The 23073-nt window shown below is 37.8% G+C and carries 20 protein-coding genes and 1 pseudogene; 14 read left to right on the top strand and 7 right to left on the bottom strand.

Annotated elements, in window-relative coordinates:
* Positions 1 to 39: 39 nt before the first annotated feature.
* From dnaN to gyrB, 5 genes are read left to right on the top strand one after another with little or no spacing between them, the layout of a single operon-like run.
* Positions 40 to 1176: a DNA polymerase III subunit beta gene (gene dnaN, locus JCM10596_RS13030; RefSeq protein WP_025027510.1), complete on the top strand. Its 1137-nt coding sequence runs from the start codon at positions 40 to 42 to the stop codon at positions 1174 to 1176.
* 27 nt (positions 1177 to 1203) lie between these two features.
* A complete protein-coding gene (gene yaaA, locus JCM10596_RS13025) occupies positions 1204 to 1422 on the top strand; it encodes a S4 domain-containing protein YaaA (RefSeq protein ID WP_025027509.1) in 219 nt (72 codons plus the stop codon).
* Positions 1423 to 1432: 10 nt separating this feature from the next.
* Positions 1433 to 2554, top strand: coding sequence for a DNA replication/repair protein RecF (gene recF / locus JCM10596_RS13020; protein WP_025027508.1), 1122 nt, complete (start codon positions 1433 to 1435; stop codon positions 2552 to 2554).
* Between the two features lies 1 nt (position 2555).
* Entirely contained in the window at positions 2556 to 2786 is a 231-nt protein-coding gene (remB, locus tag JCM10596_RS13015) for an extracellular matrix regulator RemB (RefSeq protein WP_025027507.1), read from the top strand.
* 26 nt (positions 2787 to 2812) lie between these two features.
* On the top strand, positions 2813 to 4726 hold the full coding sequence (gene gyrB / locus JCM10596_RS13010) for a DNA topoisomerase (ATP-hydrolyzing) subunit B (RefSeq protein ID WP_025027506.1): 1914 nt from the start codon (positions 2813 to 2815) through the stop codon (positions 4724 to 4726).
* A 112-nt stretch (positions 4727 to 4838) separates the two neighbouring features.
* Here gyrB and JCM10596_RS13005 read toward each other — a convergent pair whose 3' ends face one another.
* Both JCM10596_RS13005 and JCM10596_RS13000 read right to left on the bottom strand, forming a co-directional pair.
* The gene (locus JCM10596_RS13005) at positions 4839 to 5030 is read right to left on the bottom strand and encodes a hypothetical protein (RefSeq protein ID WP_025027505.1); all 192 of its coding nucleotides are present in this window, start codon (positions 5028 to 5030) and stop codon (positions 4839 to 4841) included.
* Between the two features lie 161 nt (positions 5031 to 5191).
* Entirely contained in the window at positions 5192 to 6199 is a 1008-nt protein-coding gene (locus tag JCM10596_RS13000; protein ID WP_025027504.1) for a LacI family DNA-binding transcriptional regulator, read from the bottom strand.
* A gap of 235 nt (positions 6200 to 6434) precedes the next feature.
* Between JCM10596_RS13000 and JCM10596_RS12995 the strand changes: the two genes are divergently transcribed.
* The 4 genes from JCM10596_RS12995 to JCM10596_RS12980 all read left to right on the top strand — a co-directional run bounded on the left by JCM10596_RS12995 (position 6435) and on the right by JCM10596_RS12980 (position 11119).
* Positions 6435 to 7808, top strand: coding sequence for an ABC transporter substrate-binding protein (locus JCM10596_RS12995; RefSeq protein ID WP_025027503.1), 1374 nt, complete (start codon positions 6435 to 6437; stop codon positions 7806 to 7808).
* 70 nt (positions 7809 to 7878) lie between these two features.
* Positions 7879 to 8808: a carbohydrate ABC transporter permease gene (locus tag JCM10596_RS12990; protein ID WP_234410501.1), complete on the top strand. Its 930-nt coding sequence runs from the start codon at positions 7879 to 7881 to the stop codon at positions 8806 to 8808.
* A complete protein-coding gene (locus JCM10596_RS12985; RefSeq protein ID WP_025027501.1) occupies positions 8805 to 9638 on the top strand; it encodes a carbohydrate ABC transporter permease in 834 nt (277 codons plus the stop codon). The genes JCM10596_RS12990 and JCM10596_RS12985 overlap by 4 nt, the downstream gene beginning before the upstream one ends.
* 11 nt (positions 9639 to 9649) lie before the next feature.
* Positions 9650 to 11119: a glycoside hydrolase family 32 protein gene (locus JCM10596_RS12980; RefSeq protein WP_025027500.1), complete on the top strand. Its 1470-nt coding sequence runs from the start codon at positions 9650 to 9652 to the stop codon at positions 11117 to 11119.
* Positions 11120 to 11169: 50 nt separating this feature from the next.
* On the opposite strand, the gene JCM10596_RS12975 is transcribed toward JCM10596_RS12980, so the two are convergent.
* Complete coding sequence (locus JCM10596_RS12975; protein WP_025027499.1) at positions 11170 to 12009, bottom strand: hypothetical protein; 840 nt, start codon at positions 12007 to 12009, stop codon at positions 11170 to 11172.
* Between the two features lie 125 nt (positions 12010 to 12134).
* Between JCM10596_RS12975 and JCM10596_RS12970 the strand changes: the two genes are divergently transcribed.
* Positions 12135 to 12563: a hypothetical protein gene (locus JCM10596_RS12970; protein WP_025027498.1), complete on the top strand. Its 429-nt coding sequence runs from the start codon at positions 12135 to 12137 to the stop codon at positions 12561 to 12563.
* 333 nt (positions 12564 to 12896) lie between these two features.
* Here JCM10596_RS12970 and JCM10596_RS12960 read toward each other — a convergent pair whose 3' ends face one another.
* The 4 genes and pseudogenes from JCM10596_RS12960 to JCM10596_RS12945 all read right to left on the bottom strand — a co-directional run bounded on the left by JCM10596_RS12960 (position 12897) and on the right by JCM10596_RS12945 (position 16796).
* Positions 12897 to 13340, bottom strand: a complete 444-nt coding sequence (locus JCM10596_RS12960; RefSeq protein WP_025027496.1) for a universal stress protein — start codon at positions 13338 to 13340, stop codon at positions 12897 to 12899.
* 152 nt (positions 13341 to 13492) lie between these two features.
* Positions 13493 to 14266 carry a pirin family protein gene (locus JCM10596_RS12955; RefSeq protein ID WP_051541314.1) on the bottom strand — a complete coding sequence of 258 codons (774 nt, stop codon included), beginning with the start codon at positions 14264 to 14266 and terminating at the stop codon, positions 13493 to 13495.
* A gap of 260 nt (positions 14267 to 14526) precedes the next feature.
* Positions 14527 to 15437 (bottom strand): annotated as a pseudogene (locus JCM10596_RS25430) (DMT family transporter).
* Between the two features lie 360 nt (positions 15438 to 15797).
* On the bottom strand, positions 15798 to 16796 hold the full coding sequence (locus JCM10596_RS12945; protein ID WP_025027494.1) for an ABC transporter substrate-binding protein: 999 nt from the start codon (positions 16794 to 16796) through the stop codon (positions 15798 to 15800).
* Positions 16797 to 17030: 234 nt separating this feature from the next.
* Here JCM10596_RS12945 and JCM10596_RS12940 point away from each other — a divergent pair, with 234 nt between their 5' ends.
* The 4 genes from JCM10596_RS12940 to JCM10596_RS12925 all read left to right on the top strand — a co-directional run bounded on the left by JCM10596_RS12940 (position 17031) and on the right by JCM10596_RS12925 (position 22922).
* Complete coding sequence (locus JCM10596_RS12940) at positions 17031 to 18038, top strand: FecCD family ABC transporter permease (protein WP_034681312.1); 1008 nt, start codon at positions 17031 to 17033, stop codon at positions 18036 to 18038.
* Positions 18035 to 19078, top strand: coding sequence for a FecCD family ABC transporter permease (locus JCM10596_RS12935; protein WP_025027492.1), 1044 nt, complete (start codon positions 18035 to 18037; stop codon positions 19076 to 19078). Before JCM10596_RS12940 ends, JCM10596_RS12935 begins: the two co-directional genes overlap by 4 nt.
* A gap of 109 nt (positions 19079 to 19187) precedes the next feature.
* Positions 19188 to 21695, top strand: coding sequence for a DNA gyrase subunit A (gene gyrA, locus JCM10596_RS12930; RefSeq protein WP_025027491.1), 2508 nt, complete (start codon positions 19188 to 19190; stop codon positions 21693 to 21695).
* 129 nt (positions 21696 to 21824) lie between these two features.
* The gene (locus JCM10596_RS12925) at positions 21825 to 22922 is read left to right on the top strand and encodes an HD-GYP domain-containing protein (RefSeq protein WP_025027490.1); all 1098 of its coding nucleotides are present in this window, start codon (positions 21825 to 21827) and stop codon (positions 22920 to 22922) included.
* The last annotated feature ends 151 nt before the right edge of the window (positions 22923 to 23073 follow it).

The following is a 23073-nucleotide window of genomic DNA, read 5'->3' as shown; positions in this document are numbered from 1 at the left end:
TAGAAGTACTGGTTTGATACATTTTTTGGAGGTAAAAAAATGCATATAGTCATTAATCGTGAACACTTAGCTCAAGCAGTTGGACAGGTTTCTAAAGCTGTATCATCTAGAACAACGATTCCCATCCTAACAGGGATTAAATTAACTGTAACTCATACAGAATGTATACTAACAGGTAGTGATTCAGATATATCCATTCAAGCATCTATTCCAATTGAAAAAGATGGAAAAGAAATTGTAAAAGTGGTTAAACTAGGTAGTATCGTCCTACCATCAAAATACCTCACAGAGATTGTCAAAAAATTACCCGACTCTCTCATTGAAATTGAGGTTACAGATCAATTTGTCACCAACATTCGTTCAGGTCAATCTGAATTTAACTTAAAAGGATTAGATCCTGAGGAATACCCAAGACTTCCTCAAATTGATGAAGACAAGGTTTTATCTATTTCAAGTGATCTATTTAAAAGCACGATACGCCAAACCTCCTTTGCTGTATCTAGCCAAGAGTCAAGACCTATATTAACAGGAGTGCTCTGGCAGCTAGAGGATGGTCAATTGACGTTTGTAGCTACAGATAGTCATCGACTGGCTCAAAGACAGATTACTGTGGAGGCTGGGGAGAACCTTCAGTTCAAAAATATTGTTATCCCCGGTAAAAGCTTAAATGAACTAAGTCGTATCCTTGATGATCAGGATGAAATGATTGATATTGTCGTGACAAATAATCAGATCTTAGTTAAAGCAAACCATATTTTATTCTTTTCTAGACTATTAGATGGTACATATCCTGATACTTCAAGGATTATTCCTCAGCAAAGTAAAACAAGCATGACTCTAGAAACGAAGCAGCTCCTGCAAGCCATCGAACGTGCTTCTCTACTAGCGAAAGATGGAAAACATGTGGTGAGCTTGTTTACAACGGAAAAAGGTCAAATTCAAATCTACTCTAATTCCCCCGAGGTAGGGAAAGTAAGTGAACAGGTTGAAGTAAAAGAAATTTCTGGTGAAGAATTGAAAATCTCTTTTAACGCTAAATTTGTGTTAGATGCCTTAAGAGCAATTGACAGCCAAGAAATTACGATTGGTTTTACAGGAGCGATGAGTCCTTTTGTCATCAAACCGACAGACCATGATCGGATCTTGCATCTTGTCCTTCCTGTCCGAACTTACTAAGACAAGAGAGAAAAAGGAGAATGTTCATTGTCAAATGTAACAATCAACACCCCTTACATTACATTAGGACAACTAATTAAATTGGTTGGAGCCGTAGACACAGGGGGACATGTCAAATGGTTCCTAGCTGAACATGAAATCAAAGTAAATGGTGAAAATGAGAATCGTCGCGGTAAAAAACTATATCCCGGCGACCTGATTATGATTGAAGGCATGGGACAGTTTCAAATTAGTGGAGATAGCTAGGAGGATTCCGGTGTATGTAAAAGAACTAACCCTTAGACAATATCGAAACTATGAGCACATGAATCTGTCCTTCCATCCAGGTATTCATCTCTTCATTGGGGACAACGCTCAAGGAAAAACAAATATCTTAGAGTCGCTCTATGTTCTGGCTTTAGCCAAATCACATCGTACCTCCAAGGATAAGGAACTCATTGCTTGGAACCAAGATTTTGCCACCATTCAAGGAGTCATTGAGAAAAAATATGGCTCCCTTCCTCTTGAGCTGCAAATTACGAATCGGGGGAAGAAAGCCAAAGCGAATCGGATGGAACAACGTAAATTAAGTGATTATGTAGGGTTATTGAATGTAGTCATGTTTGCACCTGAGGACCTTGAACTTGTCAAGGGTAGTCCTCAGGTGCGACGCCGTTTTATTGATATGGAGATCGGACAGGTTAGCTCAACTTACCTCTATTATTTATCTCATTATCATAAATTATTAATCCAGCGCAACACTTTATTGAAGGATTGGGCCAAACGAAATGAAAACAGACCTATGGTCGATATTTTTACTCAACAACTAATTGAAGTAGCCGCTAAATTATTGGTCAAGAGAGCCAATTTTATTCAACAGTTAGAAACATGGGCTGCTCCAATCCATGAACGAATCTCCAATGGAAGAGAAGAATTACACATTCACTATATCTACTCGACACCGATTGAAAAAGGCTTCACTGAACAAGAAATTATTGAAGCTTTGACCCAAAAATTTGATAAAATAAGAGAGCAAGAAGAAGCACGAGGTTCTACCTTAGTAGGTCCACACCGAGACGACATACAATTGATTGTCAATGGAAAAAATGTTCAACAATTTGGTTCACAAGGCCAACAACGAACAACTGCTTTATCGCTTAAACTAGCTGAGATTGAATTAATTCATGCAGAAATCGGGGAGTACCCCCTTCTCTTGTTGGATGATGTTCTTTCCGAACTAGATAATCATCGTAGGTCTCATTTGATCAAGGCAATTCAAAATAAAGTACAGACTTTCGTAACCAATACTTCTGTTGAAGGAATTGATCAAGAGCTCTTAGATCAATCTTCGATTTACGAAATTAGTCAGGGTCAGATCAAGGCGATGAAAGAGGTTTAATATGTTTATACATGTAGGTGGCGATATCGTTGTTTTAGCTAGAGATATCATTGCAATTCTAGATTACTCCAAACCAGAAACGAGAAAGAAAATAGAACCCTTATTAGAGGAAGCAAGGAGTAAAGGTTCTTTGATCTGGTTAGATGAGGAAACAACGAAATCCATTATTATTACCAATCAGAATATCTATGGCTCCCCTATATCTTCAGTAACGCTAAATAGAAGAGCATAAAGGAAACGTAATAGAGGTGAAAGAGAATGACAATAACAGAACACTCATATGATGAAAATCAGATACAGGTACTTGAAGGTCTTGAAGCCGTTCGCAAAAGACCAGGGATGTACATTGGATCTACCACTGTGCGTGGACTACATCACTTAGTATGGGAAGTCGTAGATAACAGTGTTGATGAGGCCCTAGCAGGATATTGTGACACCATTCAAGTGACCGTAAATAAGAATAACAGCATTACAGTAAAAGATAACGGGAGAGGAATTCCAGTTGGTATCCATGAAAAAATGGGTCGTCCTGCTGTAGAAGTCATCATGACCGTCCTTCATGCTGGAGGAAAATTTGGTGGAGAAGGATATAAAGTATCTGGAGGACTTCATGGAGTAGGGGCATCGGTTGTGAATGCCTTATCTACATGGTTAGAGGTGCGTGTCCATCGTGATGGGAATATTTATTATCAGCGTTACCATCAAGGAGTCCCTCAGGCTGATCTAGAAATCATTGGTGAAACAGAGATCACAGGAACGGAAACCACCTTTCAGCCTGATCCTGAGATTTTCCAAGAAACCATTGAGTATGACTACGATACCTTACGAAATCGTATTCGTGAGATGGCTTTCCTTAACAAAGGGTTAAAGATTATCCTGACAGATGATCGACCTGAAGAAAAGAAAGAAGAAGCCTTCCACTATGAAGGAGGAATTGCTTCTTTTGTTGAGTACTTAAACCGGGCTCGTGAAGTATTGCATGAACCAATCTATATCGAAGCAGAGAAAGACGGGATTAACGTCGAGATTGCGATTCAATATAACGATAGCTATACGAGCAATATCTATTCCTTTGCCAATAATATTAATACTCACGAGGGAGGAACTCATGAATCTGGATTTAAGAGTGCCTTGACTCGTGTCATTAACGATTATGCGAGGAAGTATAATTTACTGAAGGATGCGGATACGAATCTCACAGGGGATGACGTACGTGAGGGGCTTGCTGCTATTATCTCGGTCAAAATACCAGAACCGCAATTCGAAGGTCAAACCAAAACCAAGCTAGGAAATAGTGAAGCGAGAGGAATTACAGAATCACTTTTTGCTGAGCATTTCTCCACCTTCCTTAATGAAAATCCTAGCATTGCCAAAAGAGTGGTTGAGAAGTCACTTATGGCAGCACGTGCCCGAGAAGCGGCGAAAAAAGCAAGAGAGCTAACTCGACGCAAGAGTGCACTAGAAGTAAGCTCCTTACCTGGTAAGCTAGCGGATTGTTCTAGTAAGGATGCTTCCATTAGTGAAATTTATATCGTTGAGGGTGATTCCGCGGGCGGATCGGCGAAGCAAGGACGTGATCGTCACTTCCAAGCAATTCTTCCCCTGCGTGGAAAAATCATTAACGTAGAAAAGGCAAGATTAGATAAAATCTTATCTAACAATGAAATTAGAGCGATTATTACGGCTCTTGGAACAGGTATTGGAGAGGATTTTAACATTGAAAAGGCTCGTTACCATAAGATTGTCATCATGACCGATGCCGATGTCGATGGGGCTCATATTCGAACCCTGTTACTCACCTTCTTCTATCGTTATATGAAGCCTTTGATTGAAAAAGGATTTGTTTATATTGCTCAGCCACCACTCTATAAAGTTTCGCAGGGTAAAAAGGTATTATATGCTTATAACGAAAAAGAGCTAGACAAAACCCTTGCAGAATTAGGAGATAATCCGAAACCAGGAATTCAGCGCTACAAAGGATTAGGTGAAATGAATCCGACTCAGCTTTGGGAAACCACGATGGACCCTGAGAGTCGTACCTTCCTACAAGTCAGTCTACAGGATGCCATTGAAGCAGATACCATCTTCGAAACTCTTATGGGCGATAAGGTTGAGCCAAGACGTGATTTTATTCAAGAGCACGCGCAGTATGTGCGTAATTTGGATATTTAAATTAAAGCTCGGCTTTGTTAATAAGTCGAGCTATCTTATGAACCTTTACTATATAATTGAATCAAAAAATGGAACAAAAAAATCCCTCGAAGTACAGGGATTTTTTTGTTTTTCACTCATCCGTATGCTCATCGTTTCTACTTTTGTTTCTTTTGTCAATTAAATCTACAATTTTAACACTTAGAAAGATCGAAGCAGTAATTAAAAGTGTTGAAAGGATTCCATGTTCTGTTATTAAATTAATAATAATAAGAAATACTGTTAATATCGGTAATACAAGAAGTATTTTTTTGCCTTTACTCATTAACAACCTCCCTTCTAAGAAGTCGTTATGCTATTGTCGATACTTGTGTATAATTTTAGTAGTAAATGTCTTTTATTTCAACAGGATCTAGGAGACACTCCCTTTGCCGTAAAAAAGGCTTCTTTGGATAGAACAAAATGATCATTCTTAGACGTCTAAGCCTAGGTTGGAATGTTATTTTTCTTAAATACAGAGCTGTTTCGTTCTATAAGCGTAGGTTCTAGTTTAATATGAATTTTTTCTGAAGAGACCTCGTTTTCAATACGATCTAATAAGATATCAAAGGTGGTTTTAACCATTTCTTCAATAGGTTGATGAATACTAGAGATCCCCATGATTTTAGCAAGGTACGTGTCATCAAATCCAATTAAACTTATGTCCTCAGGGATACGAATGTTTCTTTCTTGGGCTGCTCTCATGAATTCAAGTGCCATTATATCATTAGCAGCAAAAGCACATGTAAAATCCAGCCGTTCGACCTGATTTAAATATGCTTCAATATCTCTTCTCATTAAAAAGTTGTTGGTAGAGGTTTCTTCAAGACGGACAAAATTGTTTGAGTCAAAATGGAAGCCGTTTTCGTATAAAACACTCTTATAACCTAAAAATTTGTCATCAGGTACTGTCCCAATAAAACCAAATTTTTTATGTCCTGTATAAATAAAGTTTTCCCCTGCGATTCTCCCACCCTTCATGTGATCAAGACCCACGCTGTCAAGATATTCTCGATTTTGAGTTATTACTACCGATGGAGTAGCTAGTTTGCAGATTCGTTGAATGTTATATTCACCCGTTGGAATTAAGATGATTCCATCAACTTGTCGAGAAATGAAATTTTGGATGCTTTCCCATTCAGTAAGCGGATTATGTTTTGAGTTATGCAGAAGAATATTATATCCATTTTTCCGTGCTTCAAGCTCAAGTGTATCTATTAATTCGACGAAATAAGGGTTATATGTCTCAGTCACACAGACACCGATAATGTTTGATTGGCTTCTTTTTAATGTTTGAGCCGCATTATTGGGGATAAAGCCAACTTCTTCAATAACGCTTAATACCCGCTTGGCAGCCTCTTCATTCACGCCTTTATGCCCGTTAATCACACGGGAAACCGTAGATTGTGAAACATTTGCGAGTTTCGCAATGTCCTTCATCGTTAATTTACTCATAGTAGACTCCTTTCCCAAAAAAAACAAAACATAATACAGCAATAATATGAATACGTATTCTTATTGTAACTAATTGTCGCTAACGTGGTAATGTTTATATTATAGTATATTAAAAGAATAAATGAAAGCGTTTTAAAAAGTGGTTGACAGAGTATTTTGCAACATTGTAATATGAAATCAGAAATCGTGAATACGTTTTCTCCAAATATTCTACATAAGGGGGATCGATGAAAGTATGAAAAAAATATTCTTTTTTATTGTGATGTTAGTATTATCTATTTCATTAGTCGGCTGTAATACCAACCAAGAGAATAACAAAATTGTCATTTGGACACAAGCTTCAGCTGATCATCCAGAAGGCAAAATGTTTGCAGAACGAGTGAAACGATATAATGAGGCTAATCCTGATAAGCTTCAAGTAGAAATTGAAAACATCACAAGAGCGGGAGCTGGTACAGGTTACATTGACAAGTTAAATGCAGCGATTACGGCTAGAAACATACCTGATATTTTTACACTTGACGGGCCAGATGTGGCTGCATATGTTGATGCGGGAATCCTAGGTGTTTTAGATGGATATATGTCAGAAGGCTTTAAAGAAGGCTTTACTGAGGCTATGATCGACCAAGGAACAATCAATGGAGAATTTTATGCGATGGGCTACCAAGATTCTGGTGTAGCTGTTATGTACAATGAGGACATGATCAATGCTTTACCAGATGACATAAAAGCTCTAGTACCTGCTGTTGATGAAGATTGGACATGGGATCAATTTTTGGCACTCGCTAGAAAAATAGATGATTTTGCTCAAACAACAAATGATCCTTCTTTTACAGATTATGAAGTTGCCGCAAGCTTATTGTTAACAGACATCCCTGCAGGTGCGTATGAATTGGGAACCTATTATTTTACACCATTGCTTTGGGGAAATGATACCAATATTATTGCTGAAGATGGTCTGACCGTAGACGGTGTGTTAAATAGTGAAAAAAGTGTGGGGGCTTTAACTAAATTTGCCCAATTGTTTGAAGAAAGACCATTAGCCAATGCAGCAGAATCAGAAAAAACCTTTCATACTGGAAAATCAGCCTTATCTATAAGTGGTTTCTGGTATGTAAGTGATCTTGTAAACAATTATCCAAGCCTTAAATTTAGAACTGTTCGCTATCCAAAAATGAGTGGAAATTTCGACGGATTATATACGCCATCAGGAAGTTGGGCATTCGTTAGAAGTGGTCAAATTAAAGATGAGGATCGAATCAAACAAATTGTTGAAGTCATGGAGTGGCTGAACAATGACGAAGCACATAAAGAATATTTTCATGCGAATGGTGCTATTCCAGGAAGAATTAATTCTGTTGACGTTATTAATACGAATACCGATAACTCCTACCACAATGAAGCTTGGACGGTATTAAAGTACCAAGTACAAAATACAAATAAGTCACGTCCAGTATCACCAGGATACCCGTATTTATCGGAAACATTTGCAAAAGATATCATCTTAAGGATCGCTCAAAATAAAGTAACAGATTCAGAAACTATCAAAAAATACTTGAATGATGCTGTCGATAAAATTGACAAAGAATTCGAAAAGTACCGAAAATAGTTGATGGAAATGGGGAGGTGAGGCCTAGCTGGTCTCACCTCTTATGCCAAAGCGTAAAGGATGTGAGACGGTGATAAATTTAAATTTAAAACGATTTGTAAAGATTAGAAATCTTAATGACCAACATAAAAAACGAAACGACACTTTATCGGCAATTGGGTTTTTAACTCCCGCGATGGTGTTGGCAATCTTATTTATTGTACTGCCAATTATTTTAGCATTTATGTATGGGTTTACGGATTACTATTTATTAAGACCAGACAACAAACAATTCAATGGGTTAGACAATTTTAGACGTATGCTGGCAGATGAAGCGTTAATAAAGAGCTTTTACAATACGTTTAAATTTGTACTGTTTGTTGTACCTCTTCAACTTTCAATGGCTTTAGGTTTAGCCCTGATTGTAAATAAAAAAATGAAAGGAAACACTTTCTTTAGAACGGCTTATTTTGCTCCAGCCGTTTTGTCCTTGGTCGTGATTTCCATCCTTTGGACAGTTATGCTAAATCCTACTTCGGGATTAATTAATCAGATGCTGGCGAATATTGGTTTACCGAAACAGCCATTTCTAACAAGCTCTGAACAAGCAATGTATACCATTGTCGCCATATCGGCATGGTCCGGATGTGGATATCAAATGATGATTTTCTTGGCGGGATTAAAGAACATTGACCATAGTTTATATGAAGCAGCAGACATTGATGGAGCAAATATGTTTCATATGTTTTGGTACATTACGCTCCCATCATTAAAACCTATTACGATGTTCCTTGTGATAACCACAATTATTCAAGCATTTAAATTGATTGTACAGCCAATGGTTATGACAGGTGGTGGACCGGATTATTCGACGATGACGATCCTTCAATACATTTATGAATATGGATTCCGTCATAGAAATATTGGATATGCAAGTGCCATTACTTTAGTGTTTACCATTTTCTTAGTTGTTTTATCTATAGTCATTAAAAAGCTATTTAGAGAGGAGCGAGCAGCGTGAAAATAGTGAAGAAAACATTATTTTATATGTTGGCGATTGTGCTAGCGCTACAATTCCTTGTTCCTCTTGTTTGGATGGTCCTATCTTCTTTTAAAATTGATGAGGTCATATACAAGGATATCGGTACTATCTTTGCAATCGTTCCGAACTTTACAGATTTATCATTTAAATCATACGTTGAATTGTTTGGCTATTATAATATCTTGCAAAATTTATTGAACAGTTTGATTTATGCATCTCTCACTGTCGTTTTCGGTTTAACGATCAACTCGTTAGCAGGGTATGCGTTAGCAAGATTTGAGTTTCCACTTAAAGACGGTATTCTAATCTTTATCATCGCACTTATGATTGTCCCGATTGAGGCGACTATCCTTCCTCTATTTTTAGTTGTGAATGAAATGGGACTAATTAACACGATACCAGGATACTTAATGCCTTTTTTTATAAATGTTATGAATATCTTTTTATTTAGACAATATTTTCTCTCATTTCCAGGTGAATTAATTGAATCTGGAAAAATAGATGGATTAAGTGAGGTAGGATGTTTCTTTCGAATTGTTGTTCCCTCGAGTGTAAATATGTATATCACTGTAGGAATTTTAACATTCTTAGCTTCATGGAATGATTTCTTATGGCCTGTAATGGCGCTTTCGAATGCACAATTAATGCCGATTCAGGTCGCATTAAATGCTATATTCAGTGACACCTATAATATTTTCACAAGTCATATTATGGCTGCTTTAACAATAGTAACTATTCCGATTGTTGTATTGTTTATTATCTTCCAAAAATACATTGTAGAAGGTTCGGTGCGTAGCGGCATCAAATAGGGAGGAGAACTATGAATAAATTAGAAAAAGCAAACGCATATATTCAAAAAAATAAAGAGAAGGCTACCAATCGACCATCTTTTCATTTTACTCCTGAAATTGGGTGGATGAATGATCCAAACGGGTTTGCATTTTACAAGGGAGAGTACCATTTATTTTATCAGTATTACCCTTATGATGTTGTTTGGAACGATATGCATTGGGGGCATGCGACCACACATGATTTTGTAAGTTGGAACTATCTTCCTGTCGCATTGGCTAATGATAAAATTTATGATGCTAATGGATGTTTTTCGGGGAGCGCAATTGAAAAGGATGGAAAATTATATTTAATGTACACAGGTCACATTGACCCTAATATGGGATTTGATCGAGATGAGTCACAAATTATACAACATCAATGCATAGCTTTTTCTGAAGATGGGGTCCATTTTGAAAAATATCAAAATAACCCTGTTATTGGAGAGCAAGCGTTGCCTGAAGAGTATCAAATTTGTGATTTTAGAGATCCGAAAGTTTTAGAAGTAAATGGTGTCTATTACTGTGTATTAGCAGCTCGAAACAAACAGAGGCGTGGCGAAATTATTATGTTTCAATCAAATAATTTAATAGATTGGGTGTTTCACTCTTCTATTTATCAAACCAACCCTGAAGAAAACATCCTGTTAGAGTGCCCAGACTTGTTTCGTATTGACAATAAAGATGTATTAGTTTTTTCGGTGATGCCTTGTGAACCTGAGTATAAGGAAGAAGTAATCCAAAACACCATCTATGTCATAGGAGAGATGGATTATGAAGATGGAAGCTTCAAACCTGAAAATAAGGGAGTGCTTGATTATGGTTACGCTTTTTATGCCCCACAATCAACAGAAGGGAAAAATGGAGAACGATTATTAATTGGTTGGATGCATCGCTGGCATCAAACAACATCGCAAAAGGATTATGGATTTATTGGAATGATGTCATTGCCAAGAATTTTGACAATGAAGGATGGCACATTAGTACAACAGCCTTCGATTGATAGAACAAAGTATTTCAAGCCTGCTATCAATCTTGAAGACATCCAATTAAATGAAGGAGAAGTGATGGATCTTCCAGCTGAAGAACTAGGATACTTACGCTTACATGCCGCTTCTTTACACACAACATCCTTTACGGTAGAACTTAATAAGAGTGAAACGAAAGTGACCCGAATTGAAGTCGATATGGAGAACAATAGGATTTTATTCGTATCTGACTATGGTAGTCAAGAATCAATCACCATCACTGATTTGAGTCATGGATCTAAAGAAAGCCTATTACTTGAAATCTTCATCGATCTGCATTCCATTGAATTATTTATTAACTCTGGAGAAAAGGTATTGAGCTTTACAGCGTATGATCAAGATAAAGGAAATAATATTTCTATTCTTGCACAAGGTAAAACAGAATTTAAACAAGTTTTTATGGAAAGCGTCAATGTACATCCTATTTCAACTTGAGGGAGTTTTTCTATTTAGCTTCTGGCTTTGGGCTCTTCTTACCTACTTAATCAATCAAAAGAAACCTGTTTTATTTCAACAGGATCTAGGAAAAAAACTCCCTTTGCCGTAAAAAAGGCTTCTTTGGATAAAACAAAGTGATCATTCTTCCAAGTGTAATCATATTGAAAATAGCCCAAAGGATCATTGCGTTGAATTCCAGGGATCATTTTGCTAAATTTGATGATGGGTTTATTCTCTTTTTCTTCGATTTTAATGTCCATATACCAGTCAGCAGATTCGTATTTAGTGATACTTTCTGATTCATTCATTAAATGATGGAATAAAGATTTATACTCATCATCAAAAGGAATCATAAATTCTATTTCTACCATTGAACTATGGTCAATGACTGCACATTTCCCATCTCGATAATAGACAATTTCATAGTTCTGATTTTGATGATCTAGATGCTCCAATGAGTTTAGAAGAGGAATAATTTCTCCCTTTTGTCTTCCTAGTATGAGGTAAGCCCATCTTTCATCCACTTTGTTCTGAATGGTTGCTTCAGGTTCATAATAATTGATTTGGATAGCAATTCCTGACTGAGAGGCATCAAGGGATAGTGTTGTCACTTGTTCAGGAAAAGCCACTTGAGGCATAATAAAAATTTGCTCCTGTTCTTTGGTTTTGATGATGAGATGAAGTGTTTCTGCATTGTAGTAGCTTACCTCTACCTCTTCTTTAATGCCTGATCCATCCCAATCAATCGATTCTTTTCCTACTAAGGTAAGCTCATTTTGTTGCTCATCTCTCTCACCTATGGTTTGCTGTTCTTTTAATCCCTCATTCTGTGTACAACCAGAGAAAAGGAGGATGATGAGAATAACGAATACATATATTTTGGTCATACTCTATTCCTCTCTAAATATATAATATCCCATTTTAGCATATAGATTGTTTTGTAGGCTAAAGTTGGATAAAATAAATTGGAATGAATTGCAAATGAGAGAAATCATAGTTAGGAGGAAGCTGTTTGACTTATCATGCAAAAACACAAAGGACTCTTCTACTATTTTTATTAATAATAAGCATTGCTTCCTTAGTTTTTATTAATTCATACATGCCTCAACTGGTAGGAGTGATCTTTTGCTTATTTCTACTACTGGCGATATTTATTCAATATGAACTGAAGATTGAAAATGATTATATAATCTATAAGGTGTTGTTGTTTTCGCTCCCTCTATATCAAAGAAAGATATACTCTGCTCAAATAATAAAAATCGAGTTTAAAAAAATTGGATGGGCTACTCAGGGAGTAATTTTACATGTGAAAAAGAGTATTAATATTAGAGTCGTTTGTTTTACGCCTGAAACGATCTTTCAAGATTTGCTACGATTTTCTCATGAGCATAACTTAACTGTCTTTAAAACAAAAGAATACGAATTAGTAGAGAAAATATAGAAAAAAATGGAGGGTGTTTTTATTTTAGATAGTAAAAAGAAGTTAAAGCTGATAGCAGGTATAGCGTTTTTAATAGGTGTTATTATCTTCTATATCTTTGAGTTTTTTCGAAGAATTCCTAGCATGAAAGTAACAGCAGTTTCTATTATATTGTATGCTCTATTCGGAATCTGCTACGTCATAGCCTCGAATAGAGAAGAGAAAAAAAGGATTAAGAAAGTAAAAAAGTTGATCACCAACCTAAACTAAGGGTTGCTTTGATCAACTTTTTCATTTTTTAAGATATATATGTTCATCAAGTCTTAAGTAAACGAATCATGTCCCGAATACGTACTACTTCACAATTAGAATGGGGATAGTAGAAATCTGTGTCACCTTATGACTGACACTGCCTAACATAAACTCTTTTAAGGGACCGTAGCCATGGCTTCCCATGACAATTAAATCACATTCTTGTGTCTGGGCTTCTTTGTGAATTCGGTGAGCAGGACTGCCCTCTACAAGAATTAAGGCATGATCAATATCTTCCATCATGAGCTGATCTTTCGCTTCATCTAGAATATGTTGCCCTCTCTCTACTTCCATTTTATTAAAGCTGGCATAATCGGCTTCATTTAGGTGAGCAGCATAGGAAGCTGGAACTCTGATGTGATTTTGGTAGACATAAAGAACGTTTACTTTTCCTTCTGTTTGTTTCATGAGCTGAATCGTTTTCATTAACGCTTTTTTTGCTTGCTTTGAACCATCGAAAGCTAACAATACATTTTTGAATGGCATTTTCCATCCCTCACTTCATGATATGTCTTGATAGCTTAAATATAAGTTATAGCAGAGGGTGAATCTGTGATGAACATCACTAAAAAAACAAAGAGCCATCCCCAGATTTGATCATCTGGTGACAGCTTTTCATCTGTGTAACTTATGACTCGTTAAAATTTACCTAAACGATAATCCTCATACGCTTGTTTGATTTCCTCCACCGTATTCATGACAAACGGACCGCGGGCTACAACCGGTTCACGGATCGGCTCACCAGCAATAAGCAAAACACGTAATGGGGTTGTTGCCTGAATCATTACTTGGCTCTCTTCAGTAGTACTAGGTGCAAGCCAAAGCACTTGATTCTTGGTTCCCTGTGTTTTATCTGCTCCAAAGAGCCCTTCCCCTTCTAAAAGGTACATAAATCCATTGAAGCTTCCTGGGAGCTCTTGAATGAATGAAGCCCCTTTCTCCAGAGTAATTTCAAGGAAAGTGACAGGGTTGTGATTGAACGTACTTGCTTTCATTTCTCCAGAGGTCCCTGAAAAAATACGAATCTGCACCCCCTCTTCCTGTCGTATGGGAATCTCTTTTTTGCTTAGATCCTGATACCTAGGCTCACTCATTTTAGCCTTTCGAGGTAAGTTGACCCATAGCTGTAGGCTATGTACTGTTTCTCCGGGTAAAGGGTCTTCAGAGTGAATAATTCCTCGTCCAGCTGTCATCCACTGGACATCTCCGGGTTCTAATATCCCCATTCCGCCATGATTATCCTCATGCTTTAGTTTTCCTTCTAAAATGTAGGTGACGGTTTCGATGCCACGATGAGGATGAAAATCGAAGGTTCCTTGTTGAAACCAGTCCTCAGCCATAAATAGAAAAGGATCAAACTCTTCCCACTGTCCCGGTTCTAGGACTTGCGCTACTTGAAGATGAGGTCCCATTCCAGGACTTGGTGAAACATGCCAAACCCGCTGTATTTTTCTTTGTGATGATAAGTTTTGTGTACTCAAAGTGCACCTCCCTAGCTATTCTTATTATGAACGAAAGCAGAGTAAATTAGGCATAATATAAACTAACTTTAATAAAGTAACTTCCTATAATTAAGACTACAAAACATACTTTCTTTTGTCAAGAAACTAATAAAAAGTATCCTTATTTCAAATGAGATAAGGATACTTTCAATATTATCTTTATATTATCTTTATGAAGATTTGTATGTGTTCCTGTTCTTTTGAAAGGTAGCAATGGTTACTCCAGTAATGATAAACAACCCACCAATAAAGAAGGTTCGATCTAAATGTTCATGAAGCAATAACCAGCCTAGAAAAGCACCGACAATAGGCTGAAAAAAGAAAAATAAAGAACCAATGCCTGCATCCATCAATTCTAAGCCCTTGTTCCATAGAAAAAAAGCTCCGGCTGTTGAAACAACCCCTAAATAAAGGACTCCTAGAAGGATAAGAGGCTCCTGATTATAGGTCACCTGATTAGCTTGAAGCTCCCAGATCATCAGAGGAGTCGTGAAAATCAACGCAAAGAAAATAGCATACGTTGTCGTTTCAAGAGATGAAAAACGCTTGGAGCTACTTTCACATAGACGGAAAGTAAAGCCCAAGTAACCGCAGCTCCGACTAAGATCATACTCCCGACAAAATAGGAACCAAGGTCTATATCCCAGCCAATAACAATAATCACGCCAATCGTGGCTAAAAGGATTGAAATAGTCTTTTTTAGAGTAAATTCTTCCTTTAAAATAAAGCGAGCAAAGACGATCATAAAAGCGGGTGTTGCCGAGGTAATTAATGCCCCAGTGTGAGCATCAGATAGCTTGGTTCCAATAAATTGGCAGGTAATTGAAACAAAGTAACCAATAAAACCAATCCAGGCTAACAATAACCAGTCACGAGATCCCTTTTTAGCGCCACCTGATTTCGTTTTGAATTGAACAATTTTTAATATGGCAAAAAGGAGAACAAAGGCAATGATATAGCGTAACCAGACAAGTGTGATGGGAGGAATAAAGTCCAAGACATACTTACTAACGACATACATTCCACCCCAGATACTAGCGGCTAAAGATAAGCATATGGCTCCAAGTAAACGATTTTTCATAAGAATACAACCTCCGTCTTTTTTAGGAATGTAATGAATTCCCCTAAGACGAGGTATGATTATGCTTCTACATCATCACTCCTCCTCTTAGGAATGAGTGAGAGGTTGATCATTTTCAAAAAGGTCTAAGTACATTCTCAATGTCATGCCCTCCTTTTTTTCTACATTCTATCATGGAAGTGCCTAGAATATTCAGCATTTTTAGCTGGAGATGTTAGAAAGAGGTGTAAAAGAAAAAAACCTTAGCTCAGATGCTCCAAGGCTAAGGTCAAGAATGGACGAGATAGAAAAAGTCTTTGAACCCGTCAGTAGACGGAAAATATAGGGAGGTTGGACTTTTTCTTCAATAAGATTTGTTTATTATTTATTTAAAAAGAACTTTTCTAAATCATCTAGTAAGAGGTTAGCTGCAATGACACCACCAGCAGTATTCCAAATAGCATCACTTACTTTATGAGCTTTTCCTGCTTTAACAACCTCAAGGTTGTTCCAAAGAGGGTCTTTAACCCACTCATCTTCGATTTTTGAAGCATCTCCATCTCCTGTTTCATAAGTAAAGTAGAAGAGGATATCTCCTTCCATTTCAGGAATACGTTCCTTAGTCACTCCTTTGGCAGCGAACTCTTCTTTATCCTGTGCTGGAGGACGTTTAAAACCAATTTGTTTAAAGATAACTCCAGAGAAAGTATCGTTATAATAAATACGAATATCTGAAGCCATAAAACGAACAACAGAGATTTCTGTATTTACTTGATCCCCAAGTTCTGTTTTCATTCCCTCAATACGTTGATCAAATGCGGAAATCACTTCTTTTCCTTTTTCTTCGAGGTTAAGTGCCTTGGAATAAAGTTCAAAATTTAATTTCCAATCACCGCGTAATGCATCACTAAACACAGTTGGAGCGATGGCGCTTAATGAGTCGTAGTGTTCCTCTTGACGCATTTTATTCCCAATAATAAGGTCAGGTTGAAGAGCGGCAATGGCTTCAAGGTTAATTTCACTTTCTACTCCGACAACTTGAACACCTTCCATTTGATCTTGGATGTGCTCATACCAAGGATCTCCTAACCAAGACTTAACAGCTCCGATAGGTTTTACTCCCATGGCTAGAAGGGCTTCTGTGCCTTCGTTAGTTAAAATAACAACCTTTTCAGGTGTTTTTGCGATTTCAGTTGTTCCCATTGCATGCTCTACTGTGTATGAGGTCACTTCTGCATCTGAAGCAGTATCAGGAGAAGCGGCTTCTTCCTTACTGGCAGGAGCTTCTGTTGGTTCTGTCTTTGCTCCGCAACCTACTAAGGCAATAAGCATTAAAGCCATGACGAATAGGAGTGTCAAATAAGATTTTTTAGACTTCATGTATGTATCCCCCTCGTGATATTTGAGAATGAGTATCATTCACAAATTTGATCATACTCCTCCTCTTCCCCCTTGTCAATCAAAAGATGATAATGATTATCAGAGTCATTGACATGATGAAAGATCTACACTAGACTTGAATAAAAAAAGTTGAGTGGTGTAAGGAAACCTTCTTCACTTTGTCATAGAAGGATTCATCAACGAAGGATACATAAAAGAAGGGATTACTGGTATATGGGAGAACTGATAACATCTACTAAAATGAAGGGATTAGGAATCATTATAGGAATCTTTTTGGTAGGCCTTAGTATAGTAAGTAGTATTATTTTTGGTCTAACAGAAATTTCGCTTCAAATGGTGTTCGATTCCTATTTTCATTTTGATGGTTCTAATGAACACATCATTATTCAAGATACTCGAATTCCGAGAGCATTCATCGCTGCTGCTGTGGGAGCCAGCTTAGCGATCTCGGGAGCGTTGTTACAAGGAGTGACCCAAAATCCATTAGCCTCTCCTAGTCTATTTGGAATTAACGCAGGAGCAGGCTTTTTTATCGTCTTATCTGTTTTATTATTAGGTGCTTCCTCTCTGACTGTTTTTACCTGGGTCGCCTTTTTAGGAGCCGCCCTTTCAGCCACCATTGTCTATACGCTTGGCTCTATAGGAAAAGGGGGCGTATCTCCTATTAAGCTTACCTTAGCAGGAGCAGCAATGGCTGCTTTTTTTTCCTCCCTTACTCAAGGAATTTTGTCTATTCATGAGAAGGCTCTTGATGAAGTTCTATATTGGTTGGCAGGCTCTATTGCAGGAAGAAAGTTAGAAATTCTCCTTCATGTTCTTCCTTATTTATGTATAGGGTGGATCTTAGCTCTCCTGATTGGATCGAAGATGAATGTGTTAACGATGGGAGAAGATGTGGCGAAGGGCTTGGGTCAACGAACGACAAGGGTCAAATTGATGGCTATTCTGATTGTGATCCTATTAGCTGGAGGATCAGTTGCTATAGCCGGTCCTATTGCTTTTGTCGGGATTGTTGTTCCTCACTTAGCACGAAAAATAGTCGGGATTGATTATCGTTGGCTTATTCCTTACTGTGCTATCTTAGGAGCGATTCTCCTTTTGGTTGCAGACATTGGAGCGCGTTATATTATCATGCCAAACGAAGTTCCTGTTGGGATCATGACCGTATTAATCGGGACTCCTTTCTTTATTTATATTGCAAGAAAGGGGATCAGTCGATGAAGAAATATGTGATTTATAGAACAAAATTCTTGTCCTTTATGTTAGATCGAAAAGTCATTTTCATTTGGTTTAGCTTCTTGCTTTTGAACCTATTGCTTATGATTTTTAGTATTGGAGTAGGAGAAGTCAAGCTTTCCCCACTCGAAGTGCTTCAAGCATTGTTTGGTTACGGAAATGACCTACATAATCTCGTTGTCCAGTCCTTTCGCTTACCCAGAATCCTGTTAGCTTTTCTAGCAGGAGCAGGCTTAGCAATAGCAGGAGCGATTCTCCAAGGGATTATCCGTAATCCTTTAGCTTCTCCAGATATTATTGGGATTACAGGAGGAGCTTCACTTGCTGTTGTTACTTTTTTTGCTGTCTTTAGTGATCGAAGTAATTCTTTAGCTGTGAGTATCCAATGGCTCCCTTTAGCTGCTTTTATTGGGGCATTAAGTGTAGGATTCCTGGTCTATGTTTTGGCTTGGAATAAGGGAGTTTCTCCAGTTCGGTTAGTCTTAATTGGGATTGGGTTATCTGAAGCGATGAAGGCACTCACGAATCTTATGATTCTTAATGGACCTATTTATTTAGCATCACGAGCACATATCTGGATTACCGGAAGCGTGAACGGAACCAACTGGAAAGAGGTAACAACCTTAGTTCCTTGGTATCTCTTTCTCTTCCTGCTCTTATTTGTTTATATTAGAAGAATCAACGTTCAGGAGCTTGGAACAGAGATAGCGGTTGGTTTAGGAAGCATGATTCAGAAAGAACGCCTGATTTTATTATTGCTATGTACTGCGATAGCAGGTGGCTCTGTCGCTTTTGCTGGAGGGATTGGATTTGTTGGTTTAATGGCACCCCACATTGCCAGGAAATTGGTAGGCTCTTCCTTCGGAGGATTACTTCCTACTTCTGCCTTGATTGGTGGGGGAATTGTGGTGGGGGCAGATCTTATTGCCAGAACGGCATTCTCTCCTATTGAGGTTCCAGCAGGTGTTTTTACAGCAGTAATAGGCGTACCATACTTTATTTATTTACTTTATAAACAGAGATAGAAAACCTTCAATTTTTTGAAGGTCTTTTTTTCTTCATGATTGGTTTGTGCAAGTGCCTTATTTGATGTATATTTATAGGAGTAGATCCAGTGTAAACGGAGGGTAAAAAATGTCCGAAATGGAACAATCTAGAATTAAAGAAATTAATATAGGACAAGAAATGCGTAATTCTTTCATGGATTATGCCATGAGTGTAATTGTTAGTCGTGCCTTACCTGATGTTCGAGATGGTTTAAAACCCGTTCATCGTCGTATTTTATTTGCGATGAACGAATTAGGGATGACTCCAGATAAAGCATATAAAAAATCGGCTCGTATCGTCGGAGAAGTAATAGGTAAGTATCATCCTCATGGAGACTCGGCTGTTTATGATACGATGGTTCGTATGGCTCAAGATTTTTCATACCGCTATATGCTTATAGACGGTCATGGAAACTTCGGTTCCATTGATGGAGATGCTGCAGCAGCGATGCGTTATACAGAAGCGAAGATGTCGAAGATTTCTACTGAGCTTCTTCGAGATATAAACAAGGATACGATTGATTATCAGGACAACTATGATGGTCAAGAGAAAGAGCCTGTCGTTCTGCCTGCACGTTTTCCGAATTTACTGGTGAACGGAACGTCTGGAATTGCTGTTGGTATGGCGACCAATATCCCTCCTCACCAACTGGGGGAAGTGATTGATGCTGTTCAACACCTTATCACAGATCCTGATGCTAGTGTATCCGATTTGATGACTCATATTCCTGGACCTGATTTTCCTACAGGAGCTCAAATATTAGGAATGTCAGGGATTCGCAGGGCTTATGAAACTGGACGTGGAACGATTACCTTACGTGCAGTAGCTAGAATTGAAGAAAATAGCGCGGGGAAAAGTCGAATTATTGTGGAAGAGATTCCATATCAAGTGAACAAAGCGAGATTAGTTGAAAAGATTGCTGAGTTAGTTAGAGATAAGAAAATCGATGGAATTACAGATCTACGAGATGAGTCGGATCGCAATGGAATGCGGATCGTCATTGAGGTACGTAGAGATGTGAATGCCAATGTCCTGTTAAATAATCTATATAAACAGACTGCACTCCAAACTACTTTTGGCATAAACTTGTTGGCTTTAGTGGATGGACAACCTAAAGTATTAAACTTAAAGCAAGTCCTTTACCATTATTTAGAGCATCAGAAGGTAGTGATCCGTCGTAGAACGGAATTTGACCTTCGTAAAGCAGAAGCAAGAGCTCATATTCTAGAAGGACTGCGTATTGCTTTAGACCACTTAGACCAAGTAATTAGCTTAATCAGAGCTTCTCGTACGACAGAGGAAGCAAGAAATGGTCTTATGAATAACTTTCAATTAAGCTATGAGCAAGCCCAAGCCATCTTAGATATGAGATTACAGCGCTTGACCGGTTTAGAAAGAGAAAAAATAGAAAATGAATATGCAGAGCTTTTACAAAAAATTGCTGAATTAAAGGCCATTTTAGCAGATGAAAACAAAATTTTGGCCGTAATCAGTGAAGAGTTGAATGAAGTTAAAGAGAAATTCAACGATAAAAGAAGAACTGAAATCACAATTGGTGAAGACTTGATCGAGGATGAGGATCTTATCCCTCAAGAAGAAGTAGTTATCACCTTGACTCATTCAGGTTACATCAAGAGACTTCCTGTTAGCACGTATCGTAGTCAAAAACGAGGCGGACGTGGTGTAACGGGGATGGGGACAAAAGAAAATGATTTTGTCGAGCATCTTTTTGTTACCAATTCTCATAACTTTATTATGTTATTTACAAATAGAGGGAGAGTCTATCGCCTAAAGGCTTATGAGGTTCCTGCGCTAGGAAGAACAGCACTTGGTACTCCTGTCATCAATTTGATTCAGATTGAGAAAGAGGAATATATCTCTGCTATTATCCCAGTCAAAGAATACATTCCTGATTCCTATTTGTTCTTTGCTACAAAAGAAGGGATTGTCAAACGAACCTCCTTAGCCTCATTTGAAAACATCCGACGAGGCGGATTGTTTGCCATTAACCTGCGAGACGAGGATGAATTAATTGGCGTACGCTTAACGGATGGGAACCAAGAAATTATTATGGGAACTTCGCAAGGGATGTCGATTCGCTTCAAAGAAACCGATGTCCGAATGATGGGAAGAACGGCTACAGGGGTTAAGGGAATTACCTTGCGTGGTGGAGATAAAGTCATTGATATGGATATAGTTAATGATGACTTCGATGTCATGATTGTAACAAGCAAAGGGTATGGAAAACGTACACCTATGTCTGACTATCGGATCCAAACACGTGGTGGAGTTGGGATCAAGACATTAAATGTAACGGAGCGCAATGGAAATATTGTTGCTCTAAAAACAGTGAGCAGTGAGAACGATCTAATGATCGTAACTGTCAGCGGAGTGATTATTCGACTTAATGTCAATGATATTTCTACGATGGGGCGCTACACTCAAGGAGTTCGTCTAATTCGAATTCAGGATGAAGAAGAAGTGGCTACCGTCGCAAGAATTGAAGTAAGTGAGGATGAGCAATCATCTGAGGACCAAGAGAATCTTGAAGAAAATGAAGCAGTAAATATTGAACCACAAGATACCGAAGAATAATAGTATAATGAAAAAGAACTTGAGATAAACAGGCAAGTTCTTTTTCATTTAGAATTGTTATCCATGCATGTTATTAGGTAAAATAGATAATACATGAATGGAAGGAAGCAAACAAAAGGGTGAAGATATATGAAGGAAATTTATGTCTTAAAGGCAAAAGCAGGACAAATACTAGCAGAACCCGTTATCACTTCTCTAGGTGGAACCTTATATCTGGCAGGGCATGAATTAACGTATAAGGATATCGAGGTCCTAAAGGCATTCCTTATTAAAAAGATCCATGTAAGTGTGTCTGGTCAACCATTCCCACCGCTGGAAGGTGAGAGTGAGGGTGCAGAAGATCAATCAGTAGCTAATCAAGAAGTAAATAAACAACCAGAAATTTTTACGGAATATGAACAGGTAGTTAAAGAAACAGAGAAGCTGTTTAAGGATCTTCAAGGCTGGGGGCAGATTCCTCTTCTAGAGATCCGCGAGTATTTGATTCCTTTTGTGAAGAAGTCTTTAAATACTCCTTCCTTTGTACTTCAAATTCTTAGTTTGTCTACGAATCCACAGTCCTATTTTGCTCATCACGCTGTAGCTGTTTCTGTTCTAACCTCGTTTCTGGCGACAAAGGCAGGAGTGGATCAAAAAGAGCTCCCTCAGATTGCCTTAGCTGGTTATCTCCATAATATAGGTCAGCTAAAAATTGATCCGGTGATACTCAATAAAAATATTCCACTAACTCAAGAAGAGTTTAAGGAAGTCCAGCAGCACCCTAAATACGGATATGAAATACTTAAAAAAATACCCGGAATTTCAGAAGGAGTTAAATTAGGAGCGCTTCAACATCATGAGAGAGAAGATGGGAGCGGCTATCCGTTGGGGATGATAGCCGGTCAAATTCACTCGTATGCGAAGATGATTGCTATTTGTGACACTTATTATGCGATGTGCTCTGAAAGAATATATAAGAAGGCACTTTCACCATTTTTGGTATTGGATCAATTAAAGAGTGATAGCTATGGGAAGCTAGACCCTAAATATGTGTATTTCTTTGTTGAGCTCGTGACAAGTCAATTATATGTAGGAACAAAAGTGATGCTGAATAATGGTGCATTAGGGGAAGTTATTTTTATTGATCGAAACACACCTACAAGACCTATCGTAAGTGCAAATGGTGAGATCATTAATTTAGCCCAAGATAAGAATATATATATAGAACAAATCGAATTAGCTTTATAAAAAAGGTGCAGTTCCCTCTTTTATTATTTTTATGCTTGCATTTATTATTTTTCTATGATATATTATTCCTTGTCGCCAAATGAGCGACCATTTTTCTAAAGAAACATTTACTTTTTCCAAAAAATAAGTGTTGTCTTGATTCGAAAAATTT

It is taken from the genome of Caldalkalibacillus mannanilyticus JCM 10596 (assembly GCF_000615945.1).
Classification (GTDB): Bacteria; Bacillota; Bacilli; order Caldalkalibacillales; family JCM-10596; genus Bacillus_AT; species Bacillus_AT mannanilyticus.
Note: the sequence above shows the minus strand (reverse complement) of the source record. Positions and strands in the feature narration are given on the sequence as shown.